This is a genomic window from Agromyces sp. CF514 (assembly GCF_900113185.1).
GTDB lineage: Bacteria > Actinomycetota > Actinomycetes > Actinomycetales > Microbacteriaceae > Agromyces.
Map to the genome: position 1 here is coordinate 56,390 of NZ_FOZD01000001.1, position 23,602 is coordinate 79,991.

At 70.8% G+C, this 23,602-nt stretch carries 19 protein-coding genes; 18 read left to right on the plus strand and 1 reads right to left on the minus strand.

What is annotated here, in order from left to right; genetic code table 11:
* The first annotated feature begins 24 nt into the window (after positions 1-24).
* The 6 genes from BM342_RS00265 (at position 25) to BM342_RS00290 (ending at position 6,788) form a co-directional block, all read left to right on the plus strand.
* Positions 25-1,725 carry an ABC transporter substrate-binding protein gene (locus BM342_RS00265; protein ID WP_092963442.1) on the plus strand — a complete coding sequence of 567 codons (1,701 nt, stop codon included), beginning with the start codon at positions 25-27 and terminating at the stop codon, positions 1,723-1,725.
* 90 nt (positions 1,726-1,815) lie between these two features.
* Positions 1,816-2,781, plus strand: a complete 966-nt coding sequence (locus BM342_RS00270; protein WP_092963444.1) for an ABC transporter permease — start codon at positions 1,816-1,818, stop codon at positions 2,779-2,781.
* Positions 2,778-3,680 (plus strand): ABC transporter permease, encoded by a 903-nt coding sequence (locus tag BM342_RS00275; protein ID WP_092963446.1) that lies wholly within the window; start codon positions 2,778-2,780, stop codon positions 3,678-3,680. The genes BM342_RS00270 and BM342_RS00275 overlap by 4 nt, the downstream gene beginning before the upstream one ends.
* A complete protein-coding gene (locus BM342_RS00280; protein WP_092963448.1) occupies positions 3,677-4,675 on the plus strand; it encodes an ABC transporter ATP-binding protein in 999 nt (332 codons plus the stop codon). Before BM342_RS00275 ends, BM342_RS00280 begins: the two co-directional genes overlap by 4 nt.
* On the plus strand, positions 4,672-5,655 hold the full coding sequence (locus tag BM342_RS00285; RefSeq protein ID WP_092963450.1) for an ABC transporter ATP-binding protein: 984 nt from the start codon (positions 4,672-4,674) through the stop codon (positions 5,653-5,655). The genes BM342_RS00280 and BM342_RS00285 overlap by 4 nt, the downstream gene beginning before the upstream one ends.
* A 47-nt stretch (positions 5,656-5,702) precedes the next feature.
* Positions 5,703-6,788, plus strand: a complete 1,086-nt coding sequence (locus BM342_RS00290; RefSeq protein ID WP_092963452.1) for a tartrate dehydrogenase — start codon at positions 5,703-5,705, stop codon at positions 6,786-6,788.
* A 3-nt stretch (positions 6,789-6,791) separates the two neighbouring features.
* Here BM342_RS00290 and BM342_RS00295 read toward each other — a convergent pair whose 3' ends face one another.
* Positions 6,792-7,445, minus strand: coding sequence for a TetR/AcrR family transcriptional regulator (locus BM342_RS00295; RefSeq protein WP_143109712.1), 654 nt, complete (start codon positions 7,443-7,445; stop codon positions 6,792-6,794).
* Positions 7,446-7,664: 219 nt separating this feature from the next.
* Here BM342_RS00295 and BM342_RS00300 point away from each other — a divergent pair, with 219 nt between their 5' ends.
* From BM342_RS00300 to BM342_RS00355, 12 genes are all read left to right on the plus strand, one after another.
* On the plus strand, positions 7,665-10,250 hold the full coding sequence (locus BM342_RS00300) for a beta-glucosidase (protein ID WP_255368431.1): 2,586 nt from the start codon (positions 7,665-7,667) through the stop codon (positions 10,248-10,250).
* 49 nt (positions 10,251-10,299) lie between these two features.
* Positions 10,300-11,961, plus strand: coding sequence for an ABC transporter substrate-binding protein (locus BM342_RS00305; RefSeq protein WP_255368432.1), 1,662 nt, complete (start codon positions 10,300-10,302; stop codon positions 11,959-11,961).
* Positions 11,962-12,102: 141 nt separating this feature from the next.
* The gene (locus BM342_RS00310) at positions 12,103-13,164 is read left to right on the plus strand and encodes an ABC transporter ATP-binding protein (protein ID WP_092963458.1); all 1,062 of its coding nucleotides are present in this window, start codon (positions 12,103-12,105) and stop codon (positions 13,162-13,164) included.
* Positions 13,161-14,138: an ABC transporter permease gene (locus BM342_RS00315; RefSeq protein ID WP_092963460.1), complete on the plus strand. Its 978-nt coding sequence runs from the start codon at positions 13,161-13,163 to the stop codon at positions 14,136-14,138. Before BM342_RS00310 ends, BM342_RS00315 begins: the two co-directional genes overlap by 4 nt.
* Position 14,139: 1 nt before the next feature.
* A complete protein-coding gene (locus BM342_RS00320) occupies positions 14,140-15,171 on the plus strand; it encodes an ABC transporter permease (protein WP_092963462.1) in 1,032 nt (343 codons plus the stop codon).
* Complete coding sequence (locus tag BM342_RS00325) at positions 15,168-16,265, plus strand: ABC transporter ATP-binding protein (protein WP_092963464.1); 1,098 nt, start codon at positions 15,168-15,170, stop codon at positions 16,263-16,265. The genes BM342_RS00320 and BM342_RS00325 overlap by 4 nt, the downstream gene beginning before the upstream one ends.
* Positions 16,266-16,506: 241 nt before the next feature.
* On the plus strand, positions 16,507-17,385 hold the full coding sequence (locus BM342_RS00330) for a sirohydrochlorin chelatase (RefSeq protein WP_092963466.1): 879 nt from the start codon (positions 16,507-16,509) through the stop codon (positions 17,383-17,385).
* 201 nt (positions 17,386-17,586) lie between these two features.
* Positions 17,587-19,329, plus strand: a complete 1,743-nt coding sequence (locus tag BM342_RS00335; RefSeq protein WP_092963468.1) for a nitrite/sulfite reductase — start codon at positions 17,587-17,589, stop codon at positions 19,327-19,329.
* On the plus strand, positions 19,326-20,069 hold the full coding sequence (locus tag BM342_RS00340) for a phosphoadenylyl-sulfate reductase (protein ID WP_092963470.1): 744 nt from the start codon (positions 19,326-19,328) through the stop codon (positions 20,067-20,069). The genes BM342_RS00335 and BM342_RS00340 overlap by 4 nt, the downstream gene beginning before the upstream one ends.
* Positions 20,066-20,989 (plus strand): sulfate adenylyltransferase subunit CysD, encoded by a 924-nt coding sequence (gene cysD / locus BM342_RS00345; RefSeq protein WP_255368433.1) that lies wholly within the window; start codon positions 20,066-20,068, stop codon positions 20,987-20,989. The genes BM342_RS00340 and cysD overlap by 4 nt, the downstream gene beginning before the upstream one ends.
* Entirely contained in the window at positions 20,989-22,314 is a 1,326-nt protein-coding gene (locus tag BM342_RS00350; protein ID WP_092963474.1) for a sulfate adenylyltransferase subunit 1, read from the plus strand. The genes cysD and BM342_RS00350 overlap by 1 nt, the downstream gene beginning before the upstream one ends.
* Positions 22,315-22,486: 172 nt before the next feature.
* Positions 22,487-23,599 (plus strand): ABC transporter substrate-binding protein, encoded by a 1,113-nt coding sequence (locus tag BM342_RS00355; RefSeq protein WP_092963476.1) that lies wholly within the window; start codon positions 22,487-22,489, stop codon positions 23,597-23,599.
* Positions 23,600-23,602: the final 3 nt, after the last annotated feature.

Here is a 23,602-nt window from a genome sequence, read left to right on the forward strand (position 1 = left end):
CCCCACGATCACGGAGTCCCGTCAATGTCGAAATCACAGCCCGCCACCACTCCCCGTCGCGCGAAGACGATCGCCCTCGCGTCGCTGCTCTCGCTCACGCTCGTGGCTTCGCTCGCCGCCTGCACCGGAGGCAGCGCCGAGTCCGCGCCCGCGCCCGACGTCGCCGTGCAGGACGGAGGCGAGATCGTGATCGGCGCAGAGCAGGAGCCCGACTGCGTCGACTGGATCGCCACGTGCGCCGGCTCGATCTGGGGCACCTACATCATGCAGATCCCCACGATCCCGGCCGTGTTCGACACCCGCAAGGTCGACGGCGAGTGGGCCCCCGTGGCCTCCGACCTCGTCACCGCCGAGCCCGTCGCCGAGATGGTCGGCGACACCCAGGTCATCACGTACTCGATCAACCCCGACGCGGTCTGGTCCGACGGCGAGCCGATCACGTCTGCCGACTTCGCCTACACGGCACTGCAGATCCGCGACGGCGACGACATCTTCGACAAGACGGGCTACGACAAGATCCTCGACGTCGACGCGACCGACCCCTCCACCGCGGTCGTCACCCTCGGCTCCACGTACGCGGGGTGGCGCACGCTGTTCAGCGTCTACGGCGTGCTGCCGTCGCACCTGCTCGAGGGCAAGGACCGCGCTGCCGAGATGGCCGACGGCTACGACTTCAGCGGCGGCCCGTGGAAGATCGAGTCATGGGATCGCGGCACCTCCGCGACGCTCGTGCCGAACGAGAACTACTGGGGCGAGAAGCCGCACCTCGACAAGGTGACCTTCATGTTCCTGCCCGACACGACGGCCGCCTTCCAAGCCCTCAAGAGCGGCCAGGTCGACGCGCTCTACCCGTCGCCCCAGCTCGACGCGATCAACCAGATCGACGCGGGCCTGCCGGGCATCAACTCCCAGATCGACGCGAAGAGCGGCAACCTCGAGGCCGTGTGGCTGAACAACGAGGCGTTCCCGTTCGACTCGGTGGCCGTGCGCCAGGCCCTCGCCTACTCGATCGACCGCAAGGCGATCGTGTCGCGCCTGTTCGGCAGCCTCGGCGTCGAGGAGCCGCAGCAGAGCTTCAACAGCCCCATCGTCGGGGCCTTCGCGGCCGACGACTTCTCGACCTACACGACCGACCTCGACCAGGTCGAGTCGCTGATGGAGGGCGACGGCTGGAAGAAGGACGGCGACGGCGTCTGGGCGAAGGACGGCAAGACCGCGACCTTCACGATGCTGACGCTCGCGGGCAACAAGCGCCGCGACCTCACCACCCAGGTGCTGCAGTCGCAGCTCGCCGACGCCGGCTTCGAGATGAAGATCAGCGCCGTCACCCCGGCGGACCTGTTCGGCACCCTGGCTCCCGAGGGCGACTTCCAGGCCGGGCTCTGGGCGCTCGTCGACACGTTCGCCGACCCCACGCTGAGCTCGACGTTCTCGTCGGTGAACATCCCGAGCGAGGCCAACGGCTACTCCGGCATCAACTTCTACCGCACCTCGATCCCCGAGCTCGACCCGCTGCTCGCGCAGGTCGACAGCGAGCTCGACACCGACGCCCGCATCGCCGCCTCGAAGGAGGCCGACGCGATCATCGCCGAGAACGTGCCCTCGCTGCCGCTGGACACCGTGCCGAACGTGCTCCTCTGGAGCGAGAAGGTCGGCGGCCCGCTCGAGATCAACCCCGTGCAGGGACCGTTCTGGAACCTCGCGGCGTGGGGCCTCGCAGGCTGATCGCCTGACGGACGCCCCTGAACGCACCGCCCGGACGCACCGCCCGAACGCCCGACCAGAACCACCCGACCGACCGGCCCAGGAGAGATCGTGATCACCTTCATCACACGGCGAGTGCTCGTCTCGCTTCCGGTGATCCTCGTGGCATCGTTCATCCTCTTCTGGGCCGTGCGGTCGACGTTCGACCCGCTCGCGAAGCTCCGGCTCGCGCAGGACCCGACCGCACTCGCGCGCGAGGTCGAGCGGCTCGGCCTCGACCGCTCGATCTTCGAGCAGTACCTCCTCTGGCTGAAGTCCTTCGTCACCGGCGACTGGGGCGTGAGCTCGCGCACCGGCACCCCGGTGCTGCCGCTCATCGGCGAGGCCCTCTGGCCGACGCTGCAACTCGCGTTCTGGGGCCTCCTGATCGCGATCGTCGTCGCCGGGTCGATCAGCGTCTACTCCGCGGTGCGGCAGTACTCCCCCGGCGACCATGTGCTCACGGCGGCGTCGTACATCGGCATCGCGATGCCGGCCTTCTGGTTCGGGCTCATCCTCATCCAGACGTTCGCCGTCTGGCCCAAGCAGACGTTCGGACTCGAGGAACCCCCGCTCTACTTCATCGGCCTGCACTCGCCGGGCGACTCGGGCGTGGTCGACTACATCCGCCACCTCGTGCTGCCGGTCGCCGCGCTCATGATCGCGCTGGTCGCGTCGTGGAGCCGATTCGGGCGAGCCGCCGTGCTCGACGCACTGTCGAGCGACTACGTGCGCACCGCGAGGGCGAAAGGCGTGCCCCGGCGCCAGGTCATCTGGCGGCATGCGGTGCGCAACTCGCTCGCCCCCTTCGTCACGGTCGTCGCGCTCGACGCGGCCATCCTCATCGGCGGCCTCGTCGTCACCGAGCAGATCTTCGCGATCCCCGGCATGGGGCGCCTGTTCCTGCAGTCGCTCGTCGCGGGCGACGTCTTCGTGCTGTTGCCGTGGATGATCGTCGTCGCGATCGCCGTCGTGCTCTGCAACCTCGCGGCCGACATCGGCTACGCGTTGCTCGACCCGAGAGTGAGGCTCCGATGAGCGGTGCAGGACTGGCCGGCCCCGAGGAGATCCTCGCGGAGCAGCCGGTGCAGAAGGGCTCGACGAGGCAGCTCGTCGATCGCTTCGCGCACCACCGGCTCGCCCTCGCGAGCCTGATCGTGCTGGGCGTGCTGCTCGTCGTCTGCTTCGGCGCCGCGTGGATCGCCCCGTTCCCGCAGGGGCAGCAGGACCTGCTGCTCGGCCCGACCTCGCCGTCGGCGGAGCACTGGCTCGGCACCGACGAGCTGGGGCGCGACTACCTCAGCGAGATCCTCTACGCCGGGCAGATCTCGCTCGCCATCGGCCTGGCCGTCGCGTTCTTCTCGACCGTGGTCGGCACGGCCCTCGGCGCGATCGCCGGCTTCGCGGGCGGATGGGTCGGCGAGCTGATCATGCGCATCACCGACCTCTTCCTCATCGTGCCGGCGATCGCCCTGCTCGCGGTGATCCTGCAGGGCCTCGGCCCCTCGCCCGTGACGATCGTGTTCGCGCTCACGGCGCTCGGCTGGACCTACATCGCCCGCGTCGTGCGCGCCCAGGTGCTCTCGCTCCGCGAGAAGGACTTCATCGAGGCGGCACGGGGCATCGGCGCGTCCAATGCGCGCATCATCCTGTCGCACCTGCTCCCGAACCTCGCGGGCGTCATCGCCGTGGGCATGAGCCTCGCGGTCGCCTCGGCGATCATCGCGGAGTCCACGCTGAGCTTCCTGGGCTTCGGCGTGCAGTCCCCGCAGACGAGCTGGGGCTCGATGCTCAGCCAGGCGGCCGGCTACGTCGGCACCTCGCAGGTCTACCTCCTCTACTTCCCCGGCCTGTTCATCCTCATCACGGTGCTCTGCGTCAACTTCATCGGCGACGGCCTCCGCGACGCCCTCGACCCCCAGGGGAAGAACCTGTGACCAGCGACATCCTGCTCGAGGTCGAGGACCTCTCGATCAGCTTCCCGTCGGATGCCGGCACCGCGCGCGCCGTGGAGGGCGTCTCGTTCGTGCTGCACGAGGGCGAGACCACCGGCATCGTGGGCGAGTCCGGATCGGGCAAGTCGATGACGGCGATGGCGATCATGGGCATCCTGCCGAAGAACGCGATCGTGACGGGGTCGATCCGCCTGCGCGGGCGCGAGCTGGTCGGGCTCACCGACGAGCAGCTCCGGGAGATCCGCGGCAAGGACGTCGCGATCGTGTTCCAGGACGCCCTCACCGCGCTCAACCCGGTGATGACCGTCGGCGACCAGCTCATCGAGGCCGTGCGCGTGCACCGCCCCGACACGACCGCCGCGCAGCGCCGCGCTCGCGCGATCGAGCTGCTCGACCTCGTCGGCATCCCGGCTCCCGAGAAGCGCATCGCCCGCTACCCGCACGAGTTCTCGGGCGGCATGCGCCAGCGCGTCATGATCGCGATGAGCATCGCGAACGAGCCCGACCTGCTCATCGCCGACGAGCCGACGACCGCGCTCGACGTCACCGTGCAGGCGCAGGTGCTCGACGTGCTGCGCGAGGTGCAGCGGCGCACGGGCACGACGATTCTGCTCATCACCCATGACCTCGGCGTCGTCGCGGGCGTCGCGGATCGCGTCATCGTCATGTACGCGGGTGGCGTCGTCGAGTCCGCCGACGTCGAGCCGCTCTTCTACGAGACCGCGCACCCGTACACGGCCGGACTGCTCGCCTCCATGCCGCGCATGGATCGGCGGTCGCGCGACGAACGGCTCTACCAGATCCCCGGCCAGCCGCCGGCTTCGACGGCCTGGCCGAAGGGATGCCGGTTCGCACCGCGCTGCGCCCACGCCGTCGCCGGCCGCTGCGACGTGGCCGTGCCCGAGCCGGTCGCGGTCGGCACGGGGCACACGGCCAGTTGCGTCCGCGTCGGCGAATGGCAGGAGGAGGCACGATGAGCACGGGCTTGAGCGTCGAGAACCTCGTCAAGGAGTACCGCGTCGGTGGCGGCTTCCTCGGCGGCGCCCGCGAGGTCGTGCAGGCCGTCTCCGACGTGAGCTTCTCGATCGGGGGCGGCGAGACGTTCGGGCTCGTCGGCGAGTCCGGCTGCGGCAAGTCCTCGCTCGGCCGCAGCGTCGCCCGGCTGCAGTCCTCGGACTCCGGGCTGATCCGGCTGGGCGACGACGACATCTCGAAGGTGGGCGGGTCACGGCTGCGCGCGCTGCGCCGGCGGGTGCAGTTCGTCTTCCAGGACCCGTACGCCTCGCTCAACCCGCGCAAGTCCGTGCGAGCGACCCTGTCCGAGCCGCTCGCGATCCACGGCCTGCACCGCCGTGACGAGCAGCGGCGCGTCGCCGAACTGCTCGACCAGGTCGGCCTCAACCCCGAGCACGCCGACCGGTTCCCGCACGAGTTCTCGGGCGGCCAGCGGCAGCGCATCGGCATCGCCCGCGCGCTCGCGGTCGAGCCCGAGGTGATCGTGCTCGACGAGCCAGTCAGCGCGCTCGACGTCAGCGTGCAGGCCGGCGTGCTGAACCTCCTCGACGACCTGCAGCGCGACCTCGGCCTCACGTACCTCTTCATCGCGCACGACCTCTCCGTCGTGAGGCACCTGAGCGACCGGGTGGGCGTCATGTACCTCGGCCGCCTCATCGAGGAGGCACCGGTCGACCTGCTCTACGAGCACCCGAAGCATCCGTACACCCAGGCCCTGCTCTCGGCGATCCCCGTGCCCGACCCCCGCGTCGAGCGCGCACGGCAGCGCATCGTGCTCACGGGCGACGTGCCGAGCCCCGTCGATCCGCCGAGCGGATGCCGCTTCCGCACGCGCTGCTGGAAGGCCACCGACCGCTGCGCGACCGAGGTGCCCGAGCTCACCGATCTGGGCGGCGGCCAACGCGTCGCCTGCCACTACCCCGAGGAGCGCGCCGTCGTCTGACGCGCCGGACTCTCCCGCCGCCCCTTCGCCACAGTGAGGAACCCCGCATGACCACCACCCACCGCATCGCGGTCATCGCCGGCGACGGCATCGGCACCGAGGTGATGCCAGAGGGCATCCGGGTGCTCGAGGCCGCGGCGGCGCGCTTCGACCTCCGCCTCGAGTTCACGCACTTCGACTTCGCGAGCGCCGACTACTGGTTGCGGCACGGCAAGATGCTGCCAGACGACTGGTTCGACACGCTCTCGGGGTTCGACGCGATCTACTTCGGCGCGGTCGGCTGGCCCGAGGTCGTGCCCGACCACGTGAGCCTGTGGGGGAGCCTCCTCCAGTTCCGGCGCGCGTTCGACCAGTACGTCAACCTGCGGCCGTGCCGGCTGATGCCGGGAGTCGTGAGCCCGCTCTCGGGCCGCGAGCCCGGCGACATCGACTTCTACGTCGTGCGCGAGAACACCGAGGGCGAGTACTCGTCGATCGGCGGACGCATGTTCGAGGGCACCGAGCGCGAGTTCGTCGTGCAGGAGACGGTCATGACGCGCACCGGCGTCGACCGCGTGCTGAAGTACGCGTTCGAGCTCGCCGAACGCAGACCGGCCAAGCACCTCACGTCCGCGACGAAGAGCAACGGCATCTCGATCTCGATGCCCTACTGGGACGAGCGGGTCGCCGCCGTCGGCGCCGAGCACCCCGACGTGCGGCGCGACCAGTTCCACATCGACATCCTGACGGCGAACTTCGTGCTGCATCCCGACTGGTTCGACGTGGTCGTGGCGAGCAACCTCTTCGGCGACATCCTCTCCGACCTGGGTCCGGCGTGCACGGGTACCATCGGCATCGCGCCGAGCGCGAACATCAACCCCGAAGGGGCGTTCCCGAGCCTGTTCGAGCCGGTGCACGGCTCGGCTCCCGACATCGCCGGCCGCGGCATCGCGAACCCGATCGGCCAGATCTGGTGCGGCGCGATGATGCTCGAGCACCTGGGCCACGCCGATGCCGGCGCGGCCGTGCTCGCGTCGATCGAGGACGTGCTCGCCCGTGGCGCGGCATCCGCCCCCTTCACCCCCGACCTCGGCGGCACCGCGACGACCGTCGAGCTGGGCGCGGCGATCGCCGAGGCGGTTCGGGCGGGCTGACGCCTACTCGACCGGTGCGGCGGCCTCGGAGCGCAGCCGCTCGACGATCTCGTCGACCGTGCGGCCGACGACCCGGGGCATGTCGATCGCGTCAGGGTCGAGCAGCCACTGCACCTGCAGGCCGTCCATGATCGCGATGAGCGACGACGCCGAGTCGCGCAGCTCCTGCGCGTCGGTGTTGCCGGACACCTCGCCGAGCACGCCGGCGATCTTCGTGCGCAGCCCCTCGGTGCGGCCCTGGAAGTAGTCGTGCGCCGGATGCCCGTCGGTCACCGATTCGCCGGCGAGCACCGAGTAGGCCTGCACGACGCCTCGTCGGTGCGTGTTCTCCTCGACGGTGTCGACGAGGTGCTGCAGGAACGCCGGGCCCTCGACCTGCGCACGTTCGGGGATGCCGGCGACCTCCTCGCCGTCGCGGTACTTGAGCATCGCGACGAGCAGGCCCTCCTTCGACCCGAAGTGGTGCAGCACGCCCGCATGCGTCATGCCGGCCTGCTCGGCGACTTCGACGAGGGCGCCCTTGTTGTAGCCGCGTGCACCGAACACGTTCATGGCGGCCTTCAGCACCGCCTCGCGACGCTCGGTCGTGCGCGCCTGGGGGCGCTGCACGCGCTCGGCCGCGGGCTTCGGGGCCCCGGCTCGCGTTGTCTCCACCACGGGTGTTTCCTTCCTCGTGCAGCGCCGGCTCGCGGCATCCGCTCCTGTGCAGGATGCCGCCTGAGGGGCCGCATGTCGAGTGCAGCACTCGATTCTCGGGTCTTCGGGGTGCCACCGTCCGCCGTTACCGAACCGTGACACTATTCACTTACTTACTGGTCAGTAAGTGTGTCACGATATCCCTCGTCACTCAACGACGAGCATGGATGGAGTTCAGGCGTGACCGCTACGACGACCGCACCCGGTGCACTCGACCCCAAGGGGGCGACCTCGGCCGCCGCCGCAGGCGCACCGGCGATCGACCCGGCGCACCTCGCCGCATCGCTCCCCCTCGACGAGAAGGTGGCGCTGCTCACCGGCGCGGCGACGTGGACCCTCCGCTCGATCCCCGAGATCGGCATGCGCACCATGACCGTCTCCGACGGGCCCATCGGCGTTCGCGGCACCGGCGAAGACGGCCTCGCCTCGGCGCAACTGCCCGCCCCCTCGGCCACGGCCGCCACGTGGGACGTCGACCTCCAGGCCCGCCTCGGCTCGCTCATGGCGGCCGAAGCCCGTCGCAAGGGCGTCGACGTGATCCTCGCCCCGGTCGTGAACCTCCAGCGCAGCCCCGTCGGCGGCCGCCACTTCGAGTGCCTCTCCGAGGACCCGCTGCTCACGGCCCGCCTCGCCGTCGCGTTCATCGACGCGATCCAGGCCGGCGGCATCGCCGCGTGCGTCAAGCACTTCATCGGCAACGAGACCGAGACCGACCGCACCTCCTACCTCTCGCGCATCGACGAGCGCACGCTTCGCGAGGTCTACCTCGCACCGTTCGAGGCGGTCGTCGACGCCGGCGTCTGGACCATCATGGCCGCCTACAACGGCCTGACCCGCGACGGCGTCGAGGCCACCTCCACCGCGCACGAGCCCCTGCTCAGCGGCATCCTGAAGGGCGAATGGCAGTTCGACGGCGTCGTCATCAGCGACTGGCTCGCGACGAAGACCGCGGTCGAGCCCGCGATCGCCGGCCTCGACCTCGTGATGCCCGGCCCCGGCGGCCCATGGGCCGACGGCCTGCTCTCCGCCGTCGAGTCCGGGCTCGTGCCCGAGTCCGCGATCGACGACAAGGTCGCCCGCATCATCCGCCTCGCCGACCGCGTCGGCGCACTCAGCGGCATCGTCGGCGAGACCCTGCCGTTCGACGGCACGGGGGCCACGGACGACCCGGCCGGCGACGACGTCGTCGCCCTCCTGACCGATGCGGCCGCGCGCTCGACCGTGGTGCTGCGCAACCACGGCGGCCTCCTCCCCGTCGACCCCGCGCTGCGCGGCCGCATCGCCCTCATCGGCCACAACGCCGTGCAGCCCTTCACGCAGGGCGGCGGCAGCGCCTTCGTCACGCCTCCGCACGTGAGCATGCCGATCGACGCACTGCGCACCGCATTCCCCGACGCCGCCGTCGACCTCCTGCGCGGCGGCGCCACGACCCTGCGCGCACCGCTCGCGCCGGCCGAGCTGCTCACCACGCCCACGGGCGAGCCCGGCGTGCTCGTCGAGCACCTCGACGAGACCGGCGAGGTCATCGGGTCGCACCTGCTCCCCGACGCCGAGGCGCTCTGGTTCCCGATCGACGACGACGACGTGGCGTCCGTGCGCCTCACGACCGACCTGCGCCTCACCCGCCCCGGCCGCCACCTCATCGACCTCGGCCCGGTCGGCGCGCACCGCGTGCTCGTCGACGGCGTCGAGCGCAGCGCCTCGCAGCACGTCGTCGGCGCCGAGGTGATCCTCGACTCCAGCTACGCCAACCCCGAGCACGTCGAGACCGCGATCGACGCCGACGAATCGCGCGACGTCCGCATCGAGGTCGACGCGCAGGTCATCGACGGCGAATCGTACGGCCGCTTCGTGCGCCTGCACTTCCGTCACCTCGAGCCCAGCCCGAGCGTCGAAGAGGAGATCGAGCAGGCCGTCGCCGCCGCCAGGCAGGCCGACCTCGCGGTCGTCGTCGTCGGCACCAACTCCGAGACCGAGTCCGAGGGCTGGGACCGCCCCGACCTGCAGCTGCCCGGGCGCCAGAACGAGCTCGTGCGTCGCGTGGCAGAGGCGAACCCGGCGACCGTCGTCGTCGTGAACGCCGGCGCCCCCGTGCTGCTGCCCTGGCTCGACGAGGTCGCGGCCGTGCTCTGGTGGTGGCTGCCCGGCCAGGAGGCCGGCAAGTCGCTCGCCGCCGTGCTCACGGGCGCGATCGAGCCGAGCGGCCGCCTGCCCTGGACCCTGCCCGCGAGCGAGGCCGACGTGCCCGTTCCGCACGGCATCCCCGTCGACGGCGTCATCGACTACGCCGAGCGCCTCGACGTGGGCCACCGCGGCTGGGACCGCCTCGAGCGCACGCCCGCACGCGAGTTCGGCTACGGGCTCGGGTACGCCGAGTGGGCCTACCGAGGGCTCGAACTCGTCGACGCGGCATCCGGAACCGACTTCGCCGAGCACGACGCCTTCGTGACCGCGCGCGTCACGGTCGAGAACACGAGCGCCCGCGACGGCCGCGAGGTCGTGCAGGTCTACCTCTCGGTCGACATCGCACCCGACGCGACTGCGAGCGACGCAGCCCGACCGGTGCGCTGGCTCGCCGGATTCGCCGTCGTCGACGTCGCCGCAGGCGGCACCGCGACCCTCGACATCCCCATCGCCCGCCGGTCGTTCGAGACCTGGGCGACGGATGCCGCAACCTGGACCCTCCCCGAAGCCACGTACCGTGTGCAGGCGGGCCGGTCCTCCCGAGATCTCCGCCTCGAGGCCGTGCAGACGGTCGCAGGCTGAGCAGCACCAACAACGCACCAACCCACACACAATGCAAGGAGGCATGGAAATGCGAAAGAGCATCCTCGCCGCTGGCGCCGTACTGGTTGCCGCAGGCTTGGCTTTCACGGGGTGCAGCGCGGACACGGGCGGCAGCGAAGGCGGTGGCAGCGCGAAGGTGCTCACCGTCGGCATGCCGAACGGCCCGCAGCAGCCGAACCAGAACCCGCTGGCCACCGGATCGGCATCGCTGTCGCTCGGCTACGCGTTCGCGGTCTACGAGTCGCTCATGCAGGTCAACGAGATCGACCCCACCGCGGCGCCCACGCCGTGGCTGGCCGACTCGGTCGAGTGGAACGCCGACTCCACGCAGGCGATCATCACCGCCCGCGACGGCGTGAAGTGGTCCGACGGCGAGGACTTCACCGCCGACGACATCGCGTTCTCGATCCAGCTCCGCAAGGACAACCCCGAGCTGAACATCGACTTCCCCGACCAGTACGGCGACATCACGGTCGACGGCAACAAGGTCACGGTGAACTTCACCACGGGCCAGTACGTCAACCAGGTGAAGCTCTACAAGCTCCTCATCGTGCCCAAGCACATCTGGGACGGCGAGGACGCCGTCACGTTCAGCGACGACGACATGATCGGCACCGGTCCGTTCACGCTGAAGTCGTTCAGCCCCCAGGCCGTCACGCTCGTCCCCAACGAGACCTACTGGGGCGGCAAGTCGAAGGTCGGCGAGCTCCGCTACGACGCCTACAACGACAACGCGGGCCTGACCACGGCCCTCACCACCGGTGAGGCGCAGTGGGGCTGGACCTTCATCCCCGACTACGAGTCGACCTACATCGCCAAGGACCCCGACCACTTCAACCAGGTCGCCGGCGGCGGCTTCGGCGTCGACGTGCTCTACCTGAACAACGAGACGAAGCCGTTCAACAACCTCGCGTTCCGCAAGGCGCTGAACATGGTCGTCGACCACGCCGACATCACGAAGACCGCGGGCTACGGCGTGTGGCCCGAGATCACGAGCGTCACCGGCCTGCCCCAGCCCTCGGGCGACGCCTTCATCTCGGAGGAGTACCAGGGCGAGGAGCTCACGGTCGACGTCGACGGCGCCAAGAAGGTGCTGACGGATGCCGGCTACACCTACGACGGCGACAAGCTGGTCGACCCCGACGGCGAGGCGGTCTCGTTCAAGCTGACCAACCCCAGCGGCTGGACCGACTATCTCGACGCGCTCGGCATCATCGCCGAGGGTGCGAAGGCGCTCGGCGCCGAGGCCACGGTCGACGCGATCGTGCAGGACACCTGGTTCAACGACACCATCCCGTTCGGCAACTTCCAGGCCTCGCTGCACTGGACCGACGGCGGTTCGACCCCCTGGAACCTGTACTCGAACATCATGGACGGCGCCTCGTACGTGCCGCTCGGCGAGACCGCGAACTGGAACTTCGGCCGCTACAAGAACGACGACGTCACGAAGGCCCTCGCGACCTTCAAGTCGACGACCGACGAAGGCGAGCGCCAGGCCGCACTCGACGTCGTGCAGCAGCACTACGTCGAGGACGTCCCGGGCATCGTGATCTGGTCGCGTCCGGCCGTGGCTCAGTACTCCACGCAGAACTACACCGGATTCCCCACCTCTGAGGACCCCTACGCGAACCCGCAGCCGACGGGCCCGCAGGCGGCGCTCATCCTGTCCAAGCTCACCCCGAGCGAGTGACCCCGACCGGGCCGCTACCGCCCGGAACAACCGGCACATCGGGAACCTCCCGCAACATGTGACGATGAGGTGCGGCGGATGCCTCGTGCATCCGCCGCACCACCCACTCAACGTTGAGCTCCGACCCCGAGGTGACCCCGAATGTCCCCCTCCTCCCCCTCAGCAGAACCCGCGGACGGCGACGTCGTCCTCCAGGCCGTCGACCTGCAGAAGCACTTCAAGCTCCGCGGCCTCAACTCGCGCGACGTCGTGCACGCCGTCGACGGCGTGAACTTCGAACTCCGGCGCGGCCGCGTGCTCGCCCTCGTCGGCGAGTCCGGCTCGGGCAAGTCCACCATCGCCCGCCTGCTCGCCCAGCTGATGCCCACCACGGGCGGTCGCATCCTCCTGCACGGCGACGACGCCGCGGCCAAGGGCCGCCGCGCCTTCCGACGCTACGTCGGCCGCGTGCAGATGATCTTCCAGGACCCCTTCGGGTCGCTGAACCCCGTGCACACCGTGCGCTACATGCTCACCCGCAGCATCCGCATCCACCGCGGACGCCTGCGCGGCGCCGCTCTCGAGGAGGCGCTCGTCGAGCTGCTCGAGCGCGTGCAGCTGAAGCCCGCCGAACGGTACATCGACAAGTTCCCCCACGAGCTCTCGGGCGGCCAGCGTCAGCGCGTCGCCATCGCGCGCGCCCTCGCCGCCGACCCCGAGGTGCTGCTGGCCGACGAGCCGATCTCGATGCTCGACGTGTCGATCCGCCTCGGCATCCTGAACCTCCTGCAGGACCTGCGCGACCGCCTGCACATCGCGATCCTCTACATCACCCACGACATCGCCTCGGCCCGGTACTTCGCCGACCGCACGATGGTCATGTACGCGGGCCGCATCGTCGAGTCGGGCGACTCCGAGTCGGTCACGCAGGACCCGAAGCACCCGTACACCCAGCTGCTCGTGCGTTCGGCGCCCGACCCCGACGACCTCGAGGCCCGCGCGCACGGTGCACGCGGCGAGGCCCCCAGCCTCGTGAAGCCCCCGAACGGATGCCGCTTCAACCCGCGCTGCCCGTTCGCGACCGAACTGTGCCGCACCGAGGCGCCGCCGCTCCTGCCCGTCGGCACCGGTCCGTCGGGCGAGGCCCGCGAAGCCGCGTGCTGGGGCTACTCCGACCGTTCCGACCGCCCGACGCTCAGCGACATCACGGAGGCGCTCGCATGAGGTTCTTCCTCCGCCGACTCGGCTTCTACCTGATCACCTTCTGGGCCGCGGTCACGATCAACTTCTTCATCCCGCGCATCATGCCGGGCGACCCCGTGAGCGCGCTCATCGCGAAGAACCAGGGCCGCATCAGCCCCGACGCCGCCGAGGCGCTGCGCACGCTGTTCGGCCTCGACAAGGAGATGTCGCTCTGGGACCAGTACGTGCAGTACTGGAACCTGCTGCTGCACGGCGAGCTCGGCACCTCGTTCGCGTACTCCGCCCCGGTCGCCGACGTCATCGCCGGCGCGATCCCCTGGACCATCGGCCTGGTCGGCATCGCGACGATCATCAGCTTCACGCTCGGCACCCTCATCGGTTCGGGCATCGGCTGGCGTCGGGGCACCTGGGCCGACTCGCTCCTGCCGATCTCGACGTTCTTCTCGGCCGTGCCCTACTTCTGGCTCGCGTTGATCGCCATCTCGATCTTCTCGGTGACGCTCGGCTGGTTCCCCGCGAGCGGCAGCTACGACCGCTCGCTCGTGCCGACGTTCTCGTGGGAGTTCATCTCCTCGGTGATCTACTACGGCACCCTTCCCGCGCTGACGATCGTGATCTCGTCGATCTCCGGCTGGATCCTCGGCATGCGCAACATGATGGTCACGGTCTCGTCCGAGGACTACGTGACCGTGGCCCAGGCGAAGGGCGTCTCGGAGCGCACCGCCCTGTTCGGCTACTCGGCGCGCAACGCGATCCTGCCGCAGGTGTCGAGCTTCGCGCTCTCGCTCGGCTTCATCGTCGGCGGCACGCTCGTCATGGAGATCGTCTTCTCCTATCAGGGCATCGGCTACTACCTCTTCACGGCCGTCGCCGCGAAGGACTACCCGCTCATGCAGGGCATCTTCCTCGTGATCACGGTCGCGGTGCTCTTCGCCAACATCGTGGCCGACTTCATCTACGGGGTGCTCGACCCGCGCACCCGACAGGAGGGTTGAGATGACGATCGACACCAGCATCGTCGAAGAGGGCCAGGAGCTCGAGAAGCCGTCGCAGGCGCCCATGACGGGCGTGGTCGCGGCGACTCGGGGTCCGCGACGCGGCAAGCCGCGCAAGTTCCTCTTCCTGCGGAACTCGAAGGCCGTCGCCGGCATGGTGATCCTCGGGTTCTTCCTCCTCATCGCCATCATCGGGCCGTGGATCGCGCCGTACGACCCGAGCGCGCGCAGCGAGGACATCCTCCAGCCGCCGTCGTGGGAGCACTGGTTCGGCACGACCCACCTCGGCCAGGACGTCTTCTCGCAGATCCTCGTCGGCACGCGCGGCGTGATCGTCGTGGGCTTCGTCGCCGGCATCCTCGCGACGGCGATCGGCGTCATCGTCGGCGTCACGGCCGGCTACATCGGCGGGCTCGGCGACGAGACCCTCTCGGTGCTCGCGAACGTGTTCCTCGTGATCCCGCAGCTTCCGCTCATCATCATCATCGCGGGGCAGCTGCCGACGGTCGGCGGCGTGACCGTCGCGGTCGTGATCGCGATCACGGGCTGGGCGTGGGGTGCGCGCGTGCTGCGCGCCCAGACGCTGTCGTTGCGCAAGCGCGACTTCGTCGAGGCGGCCCGCGCCAACGGCGAGCGCACGTGGCGCATCATCACGGCCGAGATCCTGCCGAACCTCACGGCGATCATCGCGTCGGGCTTCGTCGGCACGGTCGCGTTCGCGGTGCTCTCGCTCATCACGCTGTCGTTCATCGGCATCGGCAACACCGGCGAGTGGAACTGGGGCACGGTGCTCTACCAGGCGCAGTCGCAGCTCGCGCTCCAGCGCGGCGCGTGGTGGTGGTTCGTCCCGGCGGGCCTCTGCATCGCGCTGCTCGGCATGTCGCTGACCCTCATCAACTTCGGCATCGACGAGTTCGTCAACCCCCGCCTGCGTTCGACGGGCCTGAACGCCAAGTCGCTGCGCAAGCGCGGCATCCGACCCCGCATCGGGTTCACCCCCGTGGTGCGCGAAGCAAAGGAGGACCGAGCATGACCCTCGCAGCCCCCGGACACCCCCAACGCCTCGCACCCGCGAGCGACCCCGTGCTCGAGATCAAGAACCTCTCGGTCGACTACGGCTACGACGACGACCCCGTGCACGTGCTGCGCCAGGTCTCGCTCACGCTCGGCCGCGGCGAGGTGCTCGGCCTCGCCGGCGAATCGGGCTGCGGCAAGTCGACGCTCGCCTACGCCGCGACGCGCCTGCTGCCCCCGCCCGGCCTCATCACGGGCGGCGAGGTGCTCTTCACCGACCGTTCGGGCGTCAAGACCGACCTGCTGCGCCTGAACGACACCCAGCTGCGCGCGTCGCGCTGGCAGGATCTCGCGATCGTGTTCCAGGGCGCGATGAACTCGTTGAACCCCGTGTACCGCATCGGTCGGCAGATCGCCGACGCGATCCGCGCCCACGAGCCGAAGACCACGCAGAAAGAAGCGCTCGAACGGGCCGCCGAACTGCTCGACCTCGTCGGCATCTCGCCCGACCGCCTGCGTTCGTACCCGCACCAGCTCTCCGGCGGCATGCGTCAGCGCGTCATGATCGCCATGGCGCTCGCGCTCGACCCGCAGGTGCTCATCATGGACGAGCCCACCACGGCGCTCGACGTCGTCATGCAGCGCCAGATCGTCGAGCAGATCGCCGAGCTCCGCGACCGGCTGGGGTTCTCGGTCATCTTCATCACGCACGACGTGTCGCTGCTCATCGAGATCGCCGACCGCATCGCGATCATGTACGCCGGCGAGATCGTCGAGGACGCCCCGGCGCTCGACGTGTACAACAAGCCCCGCCACCCGTACTCGTCGGCCCTGCTGCACTCGTTCCCGCCCCTGCGCGGGCCGCGGCGCGAGCTCGTCGGAATCCCGGGCTCCCCGCCCGACCTCGCGCGCCTCGGCGGCGGATGCCCGTTCGCCGACCGCTGCGCGTTCGCGTTCGACGCCTGCTCGAAGGTGAACCCCGAGCTCGTGTTCCCGAACGTGGCGGGCGACGACCCGCGCCGCTCGGTGGCCTGCCTGCGCCACGACCCCGCCGCCGTCCGCGCGGTGGGCGAGGAACCCCTGCCTGTTCCCGCGGAGCTGTCGCTGACCTGACACCCGCCCTCCCCGCCTTCCCGGTCGGATGCCCGGCCTCGAGGGGAGGAGATTCGCGCGAAGGGAGGACGTTCTCGCAGAGGACGCCCTCCCTTCGCGCGGATCTCCTCCCTTTCACGTGGGCGCCGCGCGACTTTTCGCGTGAGCGCCGCGCGACTCACGTGGGCGCCGCCTGACGTCCACGTGGTTGCCGCGCGTCGCAAGACTCCGCGACGCGCACGGGATCTGCGAGCATGGGCGCATGCCCGAACGCCTGCCTGCCCTGGTCGCCATCTCGCACGGAACGAGCTCGGCCGAGGGGCAGGCCGCGGTCCGCGGACTGCGCGACGCGGTCGGCGAAGCGCTCGGGCGCCGCGCCGCGCGCGTCGACGCGGGCACCGACGGCGCCCGGACGCCGTCGCTCCGGCTGGGCCACGTCGACGTCGAACAGCCCGACGTTCCGGCGACCCTCGCCTCGCTCGACTCGGGCGAGCCCGCGGTCGTCGTCCCGCTCCTGCTCTCGGCCGGATACCACGTGCACGTCGACCTCACCGAGGCCGTCGAAGCCGAGACGGGCAGGCCCGTGGTGCTCGCGGGCGCACTCGGCCCCGACGACCGACTCGTTGCGGTGCTGATCCGACGCCTCGCCGAGGCCGGCGTCCGCGACGACGACGCCGTCGTGCTCGCGGTGGCCGGCTCGAGCGACCGGCGCGCCGTCGACGACTGCCTCGACATGACCGCGCGGCTCGCGGAGGCATCCGGTCGCGCGGTCTCGGTCGGGTTCCTCTCGGCCGCCGAGCCGTCGCTGCCGGCCGCGGTGGCCGCAGCGCGCGCCGACGCCGCCGTGGCGCGAGCGATCGACGCACCGGGTGCACCCGGCGCGCTGTTCGGCATCCCGGGCGTCTCCGACATCCCCGGCCTGCCCGGCGTGCGGCGCACGAATCGGGCGACGGATGCCGCAGCCCCCCGTGTCGTCGTCGCGAACTACCTGCTCGCTCCCGGGTACTTCGACGACCTCGCGCGCGACGCTGGCGCCGACGTCGTCGCCGAGCCGCTGCTGCTGCCGGACGCCCCGGCCCCCGCCGAGCTCGTCGAGATCGTGCTCGAACGCTACGACGAGGCATCCGCTCGCGCGCGCTGAGCCGCCCGTGAGACTCGAACGCCTCCACTAAGCGATCCCGCCCGTGCAGGGCAAGCACATGACGCAATGCGGCGTCGTGCGACCGCCCGTGACGCACCGTGACAGGCCCCGACGTCACGAACGTGCCGCACGCCCACCCCTCCTTTAGCGTCGGCTCATCGACGAGACATCCGTCGTCGAATCGACCCCCAGGAGGCCCTCGTGACGCTGAGCGAGACGGCGCGCCCGGCCCGCCCCGAGCGCCCTGCGCGCCCGGAAGGCCGCCCTGCGCGCCCCGGCGCCAACCGCCCGAACGGTCAGTGGAAGGTCGACGGCACGGCCCCGCTCAACGGCAACGAGGAGTGGAAGCAGGTCGACAACGGCCTCGCCGTGCGCGGTCGCATCGAGGAGATCTACTCCAAGGGCGGGTTCGCCTCGATCGACCCGACCGACCTGCACGGTCGCTTCCGCGTGTGGGGGCTCTACACGCAGCGCAAGCCCGGCATCGACGGCGGCCGTACGGCGACCCTCGAGCCGCACGAGCTCGAAGACGAGTACTTCATGCTGCGCGTGCGCATCGACGGCGGCCAGCTCACCACCGAGCAGTTGCGCGTCATCGGGCAGATCTCGATCGACTTCGGCCGCGACACCGCCGACCTCACCGACCGCCAGAACGTGCAGCTGCACTGGATCCGCGTCGAGGACGTGCCCGAGATCTGGCGGCGCCTCGAAGCCGTCGGACTCGGTACGACCGAGGCGTGCGGCGACGTGCCGCGCGTGGTGCTCGGCTCGCCGGTCGCCGGCATCGCCGCCGACGAGCTCATCGACCCGACGCCGCAGATCGACGCGATCACGAGCCGCTTCATCGGCGACGAGACGCTCGCGAACCTGCCGCGCAAGTTCAAGTCGGCCGTCACGGGCCACCCCAGCCAGGACGTCGTGCACGAGATCAACGACGTGGCGTTCGTCGCGGTCGAGCACCCCGAGCTCGGCGTCGGCTACGACCTCTGGGTCGGCGGCGGCCTGTCGACCTCGCCCCGCCTCGCCGAGCGCCTCGGCGTCTGGGTCTCGCCCGACCGCGTGGCCGAGGCGTGGCACGGCGTCGCGCAGATCTTCCGCGACTACGGGTACCGCCGCCTGCGCAACAAGGCCCGCCTGAAGTTCCTGCTCGCCGACTGGGGCACCGAGCGGTTCCGCGAGGTGCTCGAGACCGAGTACCTCGAGTCGCCGCTGCCCGACGGGCCGGCCGCGCCCAAGCCGCTCGCGCACGGCGACCACGTGGGCGTGCACCGCCAGAAGGACGGCCGCTTCTACGTGGGCGCCACCCCGATCGTCGGCCGCGTCTCGGGCCCGACGCTCGCGAAGCTCGCCGACCTCGTCGAGGCGCACGGGTCGACGCGACTGCGCACGACTCCGCACCAGAAGCTCGTCATCCTCGACATCCCCGAGGATCGGGTCGAATCGCTCATCACGGGCCTCGACGAGCTCGGTCTCTCGGCGCGCCCCAGCCTGATCCGCCGCGGCACCATCGCGTGCACGGGCATCGAGTTCTGCAAGCTCGCGATCGTCGAGACCAAGGCGTTCGCGACGGCGGCCGTGCTCGACCTCGAGCGCACGCTCGAGGGCTTCGACCTGCCGCACCCGATCAGCCTGCACGTCAACGGCTGCCCGAACTCGTGCGCGCGCATCCAGACCGCCGACATCGGCCTCAAGGGTCAGCTGGTCATGAACGACGCGGGCGAGCAGGTGCCCGGCTACCAGGTGCACCTCGGCGGCGGACTCGCCACGGCCGACCGTGAAGAGGCTGGGCTCGGCCGCACCGTGCGCGGCCTCAAGGTCGAGGCCGACGGCATCGCCGAGTACGTCGAACGCGTCGTCAAGCGGTTCCTCGACGACCGCGACTCGGTCAACGACGAGACGTTCGCCGAATGGGCGCACCGCGCCGACGAGGAGGTGCTCCGATGAGCGTGTCCCTCGCCCCTCGCGCCGCGGCTCTCCGCAGCCACGACGAGCTGCGGGCCCTCGCCGAGGCGGGCGACGCCGAGCTCCGCAGCCTGGCCGACGACGAGGCATCCGCCTACGAGGTCATCGCCTGGGTCGCACGCAACTTCGATGCGGATGCCGCGGCGGTCGCCTGCTCGATGGCCGACGCCGTGCTCCCGCACGTGGTCGCGCAGTCGCTGCCGGGCGTCGACGTGCTCTTCCTCGACACCGGCTACCACTTCGCGAAGACGTACGAGACGCGCGACCGCGTGGCCGACGCGCTCGACGTGCGCGTGGTCGACGTGCTGCCCGAGCTCACCGTCGCCGAGCAGAACGCGCAGTTCGGCGCCGACCTGTTCGCCCGCGACGCGGCCGAGTGCTGCGCGATGCGCAAGGTCGCCCCGCTGCACGACGCACTCGGCGGCTACGAGCTGTGGTTCACGGGCGTGCGCCGCGACGAGGCGCCCACGCGCACGAACACCCCGCTGGTGACGTTCGACGAGCGCAACGGGCTCGTGAAGGTCAACCCGCTCGCGGCGTGGAGCTTCGACGACCTGATCGACTACTCGACCGCCTTCGCCGTGCCCGTGAACGACCTCCTGAGCGAGGGCTACCCGTCGATCGGCTGCGAGCCGTGCACGAAGCAGGTCGCCCCCGGCGAAGACCCGAGGTCCGGCCGCTGGTCCGGCCTCGACAAGACGGAATGCGGGTTGCACGTATGAGCACCATCGACACCCTCCAGGTCGACGCGGGCATCGACACGCTCGACGCCCTCGAGGCCGAGGCGATCCACATCATCCGCGAGGTCGTCGCCGAGTTCGAGCGGCCCGTGCTGCTGTTCTCGGGCGGCAAGGACTCCGTGCTCGTGCTGCACCTGGCCGCGAAGGCGTTCTGGCCGGCCAAGGTGCCGTTCCCGGTGCTGCACGTCGACACGGGTCACAACTTCCCCGAGGTCATCGAGTTCCGCGACCGCACGGTCGAGCGGCTCGGGCTGCGCCTCGAGGTGGCCTCCGTGCAGGACTACCTCGACGACGGACGCCTGCAGGAGCGCGCCGACGGCACCCGCAACCCGCTGCAGACGCAGCCGCTGCTCGACGGCATCGCCGCGGGCCGGCACGACGCGGTCTTCGGCGGCGCACGTCGCGACGAAGACAAGGCGCGCGCCAAGGAGCGCATCCTGAGCCTGCGCGACGAGTTCGGCCAGTGGGACCCCCGCAACCAGCGCCCCGAGCTCTGGGACCTCTACAACGGCCGCCACACCGTCGGCCAGCACGTGCGCGCGTTCCCGATCTCGAACTGGACCGAGCTCGACGTGTGGCGCTACATCGAGCGCGAGGGCATCGAGCTGCCGCCGCTCTACTACGCGCACGAGCGCGAGGTGTACCTCCGCGACGGCATGTGGCGCGCGGTCTCCGACGTCTCGCCCGCGCGGGCCGACGAGACGGTCGAGCACCGCATCGTGCGCTACCGCACGGTGGGCGACATGAGCTGCACGGGCGCGGTCGAGTCCGACGCGGCATCCGTCGCCGACGTGGTGCGCGAGATCGCGCTCTCGACGCTGACCGAACGCGGGGCCACGCGAGCCGACGACCGCATCTCCGAGGCCGCGATGGAAGACCGCAAGAAGGACGGGTACTTCTGATGGGCGCACTGTTCCGCTTCGCGACGGCCGGATCGGTCGACGACGGCAAGTCCACCCTCGTGGGCCGCCTGCTGCACGACTCGAAGGCGATCCTCGCCGACCAGCTCGAGTCCGTGGCCCGCACGAGTGCCGAGCGCGGCTTCGGCGGCGAGCCGGGGGCGATCGACTTCGCACTGCTCACCGACGGACTGCGCGCCGAGCGCGAGCAGGGCATCACGATCGACGTCGCCTACCGCTACTTCTCGACCGGTCGCCGGTCGTTCATCCTCGCCGACTGCCCCGGGCACGTGCAGTACACGCGCAACATGGTCACCGGCGCGACCACGGCCGACGCCGTCGTGGTGCTCGTCGACGCGCGCAACGGCGTGCTCGAGCAGACCCGCCGCCACCTCGCGGTCGTCGCGCTGCTGCGCGTGCCGCACGTGATCATCGCCGTGAACAAGATCGACCTGCTCGACTACTCCGAGGCCGCGTACGACGGTGTCGCATCGGATGTCGCCGCGCTCGCGCGCGAACTCGGCCTCGCCGACACGCACGTGATCCCCGTCTCGGCCCTCGCGGGCGACAACATCGTCGACCGCTCGGCGAACACGCCCTGGTACGACGGTCCGAGCCTGCTCGAGCTGCTCGAGACGCTGCCCTCGCTCGACGAGCTCGAGACCGAGTTCGAGGCGCTGCGCATGCCCGTGCAACTCGTGATCCGCCCCCAGGGCGCGCTCGCGCACGACGTCGACGACGCCGAAGCGTTCCGCGACTACCGGGCGTTCGCCGGGCGCATCGCGTCGGGCACCGTGCGGGTCGGAGACCGGGTGCAGGTGTTCCCCGGCGGCGCGACGACGACCGTCACGGGCATCGATGCGGGGTCCACGACGGTCGACGCGGCATCCGCCCCGCGTTCGGTGTCGCTGCGCCTCGCCGACCAGCTCGACGCCGCGCGCGGTGCCGTGATCGTTGCCGAGGGTGCCCTGCCGACGCCGCGCCGCGAGCTCGACGCGCAGGTGTTCTGGCTCGGTGCCGCGCCCCTCCGACCGGGAGCCCGCGTGCTCGTGAAGTCGGGCACGAGCACCGTGCAGGCCCTCGTCGCCGACATCGTCGGGCGCCGAGACCTCGACACGCTCGCCCTCGAACCGGCCGGCGCCCTCGAGATCAACGACATCGGCCAGGTGCGCGTGCGGCTCGCCGCGGACCTCGCGGTCGAGGAGTACGCGACGCATCGTCGTGCGGGCGCGTTCCTCGTGATCGACCCGCAGTCGGGCTACACGCTCGCGGCCGGCATCGTGTCCTCCCCCGGCGAGCAGCCGGGCCGTTCCGAGGCCGCCGCATGACCGCCGCGAGGCGCGGTCGCGCCATCGTCGGGCTGTTGGGCGGCCTCGCGATCGCGGCGGCCATCGTGATCACCTCGATCGTCGCGAGCGGGCAGGCCTGACCCGCGACTTTCCGCAGACGTCCGGCGAACCCGGCGAACCCCCGCACCATCCACACCGAAGGAGTAGCAGCATGACCGCACCATCACGCGTCCGTCCCCGCCTCGGCCTGGTCGCGGGCATGATGTCCGCGGCTGCGATCGCCGCGAGCGCCGTGCTCCTGCTGAGCGGCTGCGCCCCGACCGCGGCTGCGGGTGAGGATGCCGCGGCATCCGCCTCGACCACGCCCGCGACGGAGCTCCGGCTCGGCTACTTCGCGAACGTCACCCACGCACCCGCCATCGTGGGCCTGCAGGAGGGACTGTTCGCCGACGCGCTCGGCGACACGAAGCTGACCACGCAGGTCTTCAACGCCGGGCCCGCCGCCATCGAGGCACTCTCGGCCGGCGCGATCGACGCGACCTACATCGGGCCGAACCCGTCGATCAACACGTTCATCCAGTCGGGCGGGCAGTCCGCGCACATCGTCGCAGGCGCGGCGACCGGCGGCGCGGCGCTCGTCGTGCGCGACGGCATCGACTCGGCCGACGACCTCGCGGGCACGACCCTCGCCACGCCGCAGCTGGGCAACACGCAGGACGTCGCCCTGCGCTCCTGGCTGGCCGACGAGGGGTACGAGACCGACACGACGGGCGGCGGCGACGTGAACATCACGCCGACCGAGAACTCGCAGACCCTGACGCTCTTCCAGCAGGGCGCGATCGACGGCGCCTGGCTGCCCGAGCCCTGGGTCTCCCGCCTCATCATCGACGCCGGCGCGCACGTGCTCGTCGACGAGGCGGACCTCTGGGACGACGGCGCGTTCCCCACGACCGTGCTGCTCGTGCGCGCGGAGTTCCTGGCCGAGCACCCCGAGACGGTGAAGGCGCTGCTGCAGGGCCACGAGGCATCCCTCGCCTGGCTCTCGGAGCACCCCGACGAGGCCGCCGGCGTGATCAACGCGGGCATCGAGGCCGAGACCGGCAAGCCCCTCGCCGACGAGGTCATCGATCGCGCGCTCGAGCACGTCTCGTTCTCGGACGACCCGCACGCCGAGACGTTCGAGACCCTCGTCGCGAACGGCCTCGAGGCCGGCACGCAGAAGGACGGCTCGATCGACGGCCTGTTCGACCTCCGCATCCTGAACGAGCTGCGCGACGAGGCCGGCGAGGAGCCGGTCTCGGCCGGCGGCCTCGGCGAGGAGTAGGCG

Coding starts and splice junctions, on each gene's coding strand:
- BM342_RS00265 (WP_092963442.1), top strand. CDS start 25: ATGTCGAAATCACAGCCCGCCACCACTCCCCGTCGCGCGAAGACGATC.
- BM342_RS00275 (WP_092963446.1), top strand. CDS start 2,778: ATGAGCGGTGCAGGACTGGCCGGCCCCGAGGAGATCCTCGCGGAGCAG.
- BM342_RS00285 (WP_092963450.1), top strand. CDS start 4,672: ATGAGCACGGGCTTGAGCGTCGAGAACCTCGTCAAGGAGTACCGCGTC.
- BM342_RS00290 (WP_092963452.1), top strand. CDS start 5,703: ATGACCACCACCCACCGCATCGCGGTCATCGCCGGCGACGGCATCGGC.
- BM342_RS00305 (WP_255368432.1), top strand. CDS start 10,300: ATGCGAAAGAGCATCCTCGCCGCTGGCGCCGTACTGGTTGCCGCAGGC.
- BM342_RS00310 (WP_092963458.1), top strand. CDS start 12,103: ATGTCCCCCTCCTCCCCCTCAGCAGAACCCGCGGACGGCGACGTCGTC.
- BM342_RS00315 (WP_092963460.1), top strand. CDS start 13,161: ATGAGGTTCTTCCTCCGCCGACTCGGCTTCTACCTGATCACCTTCTGG.
- BM342_RS00320 (WP_092963462.1), top strand. CDS start 14,140: ATGACGATCGACACCAGCATCGTCGAAGAGGGCCAGGAGCTCGAGAAG.
- BM342_RS00325 (WP_092963464.1), top strand. CDS start 15,168: ATGACCCTCGCAGCCCCCGGACACCCCCAACGCCTCGCACCCGCGAGC.
- BM342_RS00330 (WP_092963466.1), top strand. CDS start 16,507: ATGCCCGAACGCCTGCCTGCCCTGGTCGCCATCTCGCACGGAACGAGC.
- BM342_RS00340 (WP_092963470.1), top strand. CDS start 19,326: ATGAGCGTGTCCCTCGCCCCTCGCGCCGCGGCTCTCCGCAGCCACGAC.
- cysD (WP_255368433.1), top strand. CDS start 20,066: ATGAGCACCATCGACACCCTCCAGGTCGACGCGGGCATCGACACGCTC.
- BM342_RS00350 (WP_092963474.1), top strand. CDS start 20,989: ATGGGCGCACTGTTCCGCTTCGCGACGGCCGGATCGGTCGACGACGGC.
- BM342_RS00355 (WP_092963476.1), top strand. CDS start 22,487: ATGACCGCACCATCACGCGTCCGTCCCCGCCTCGGCCTGGTCGCGGGC.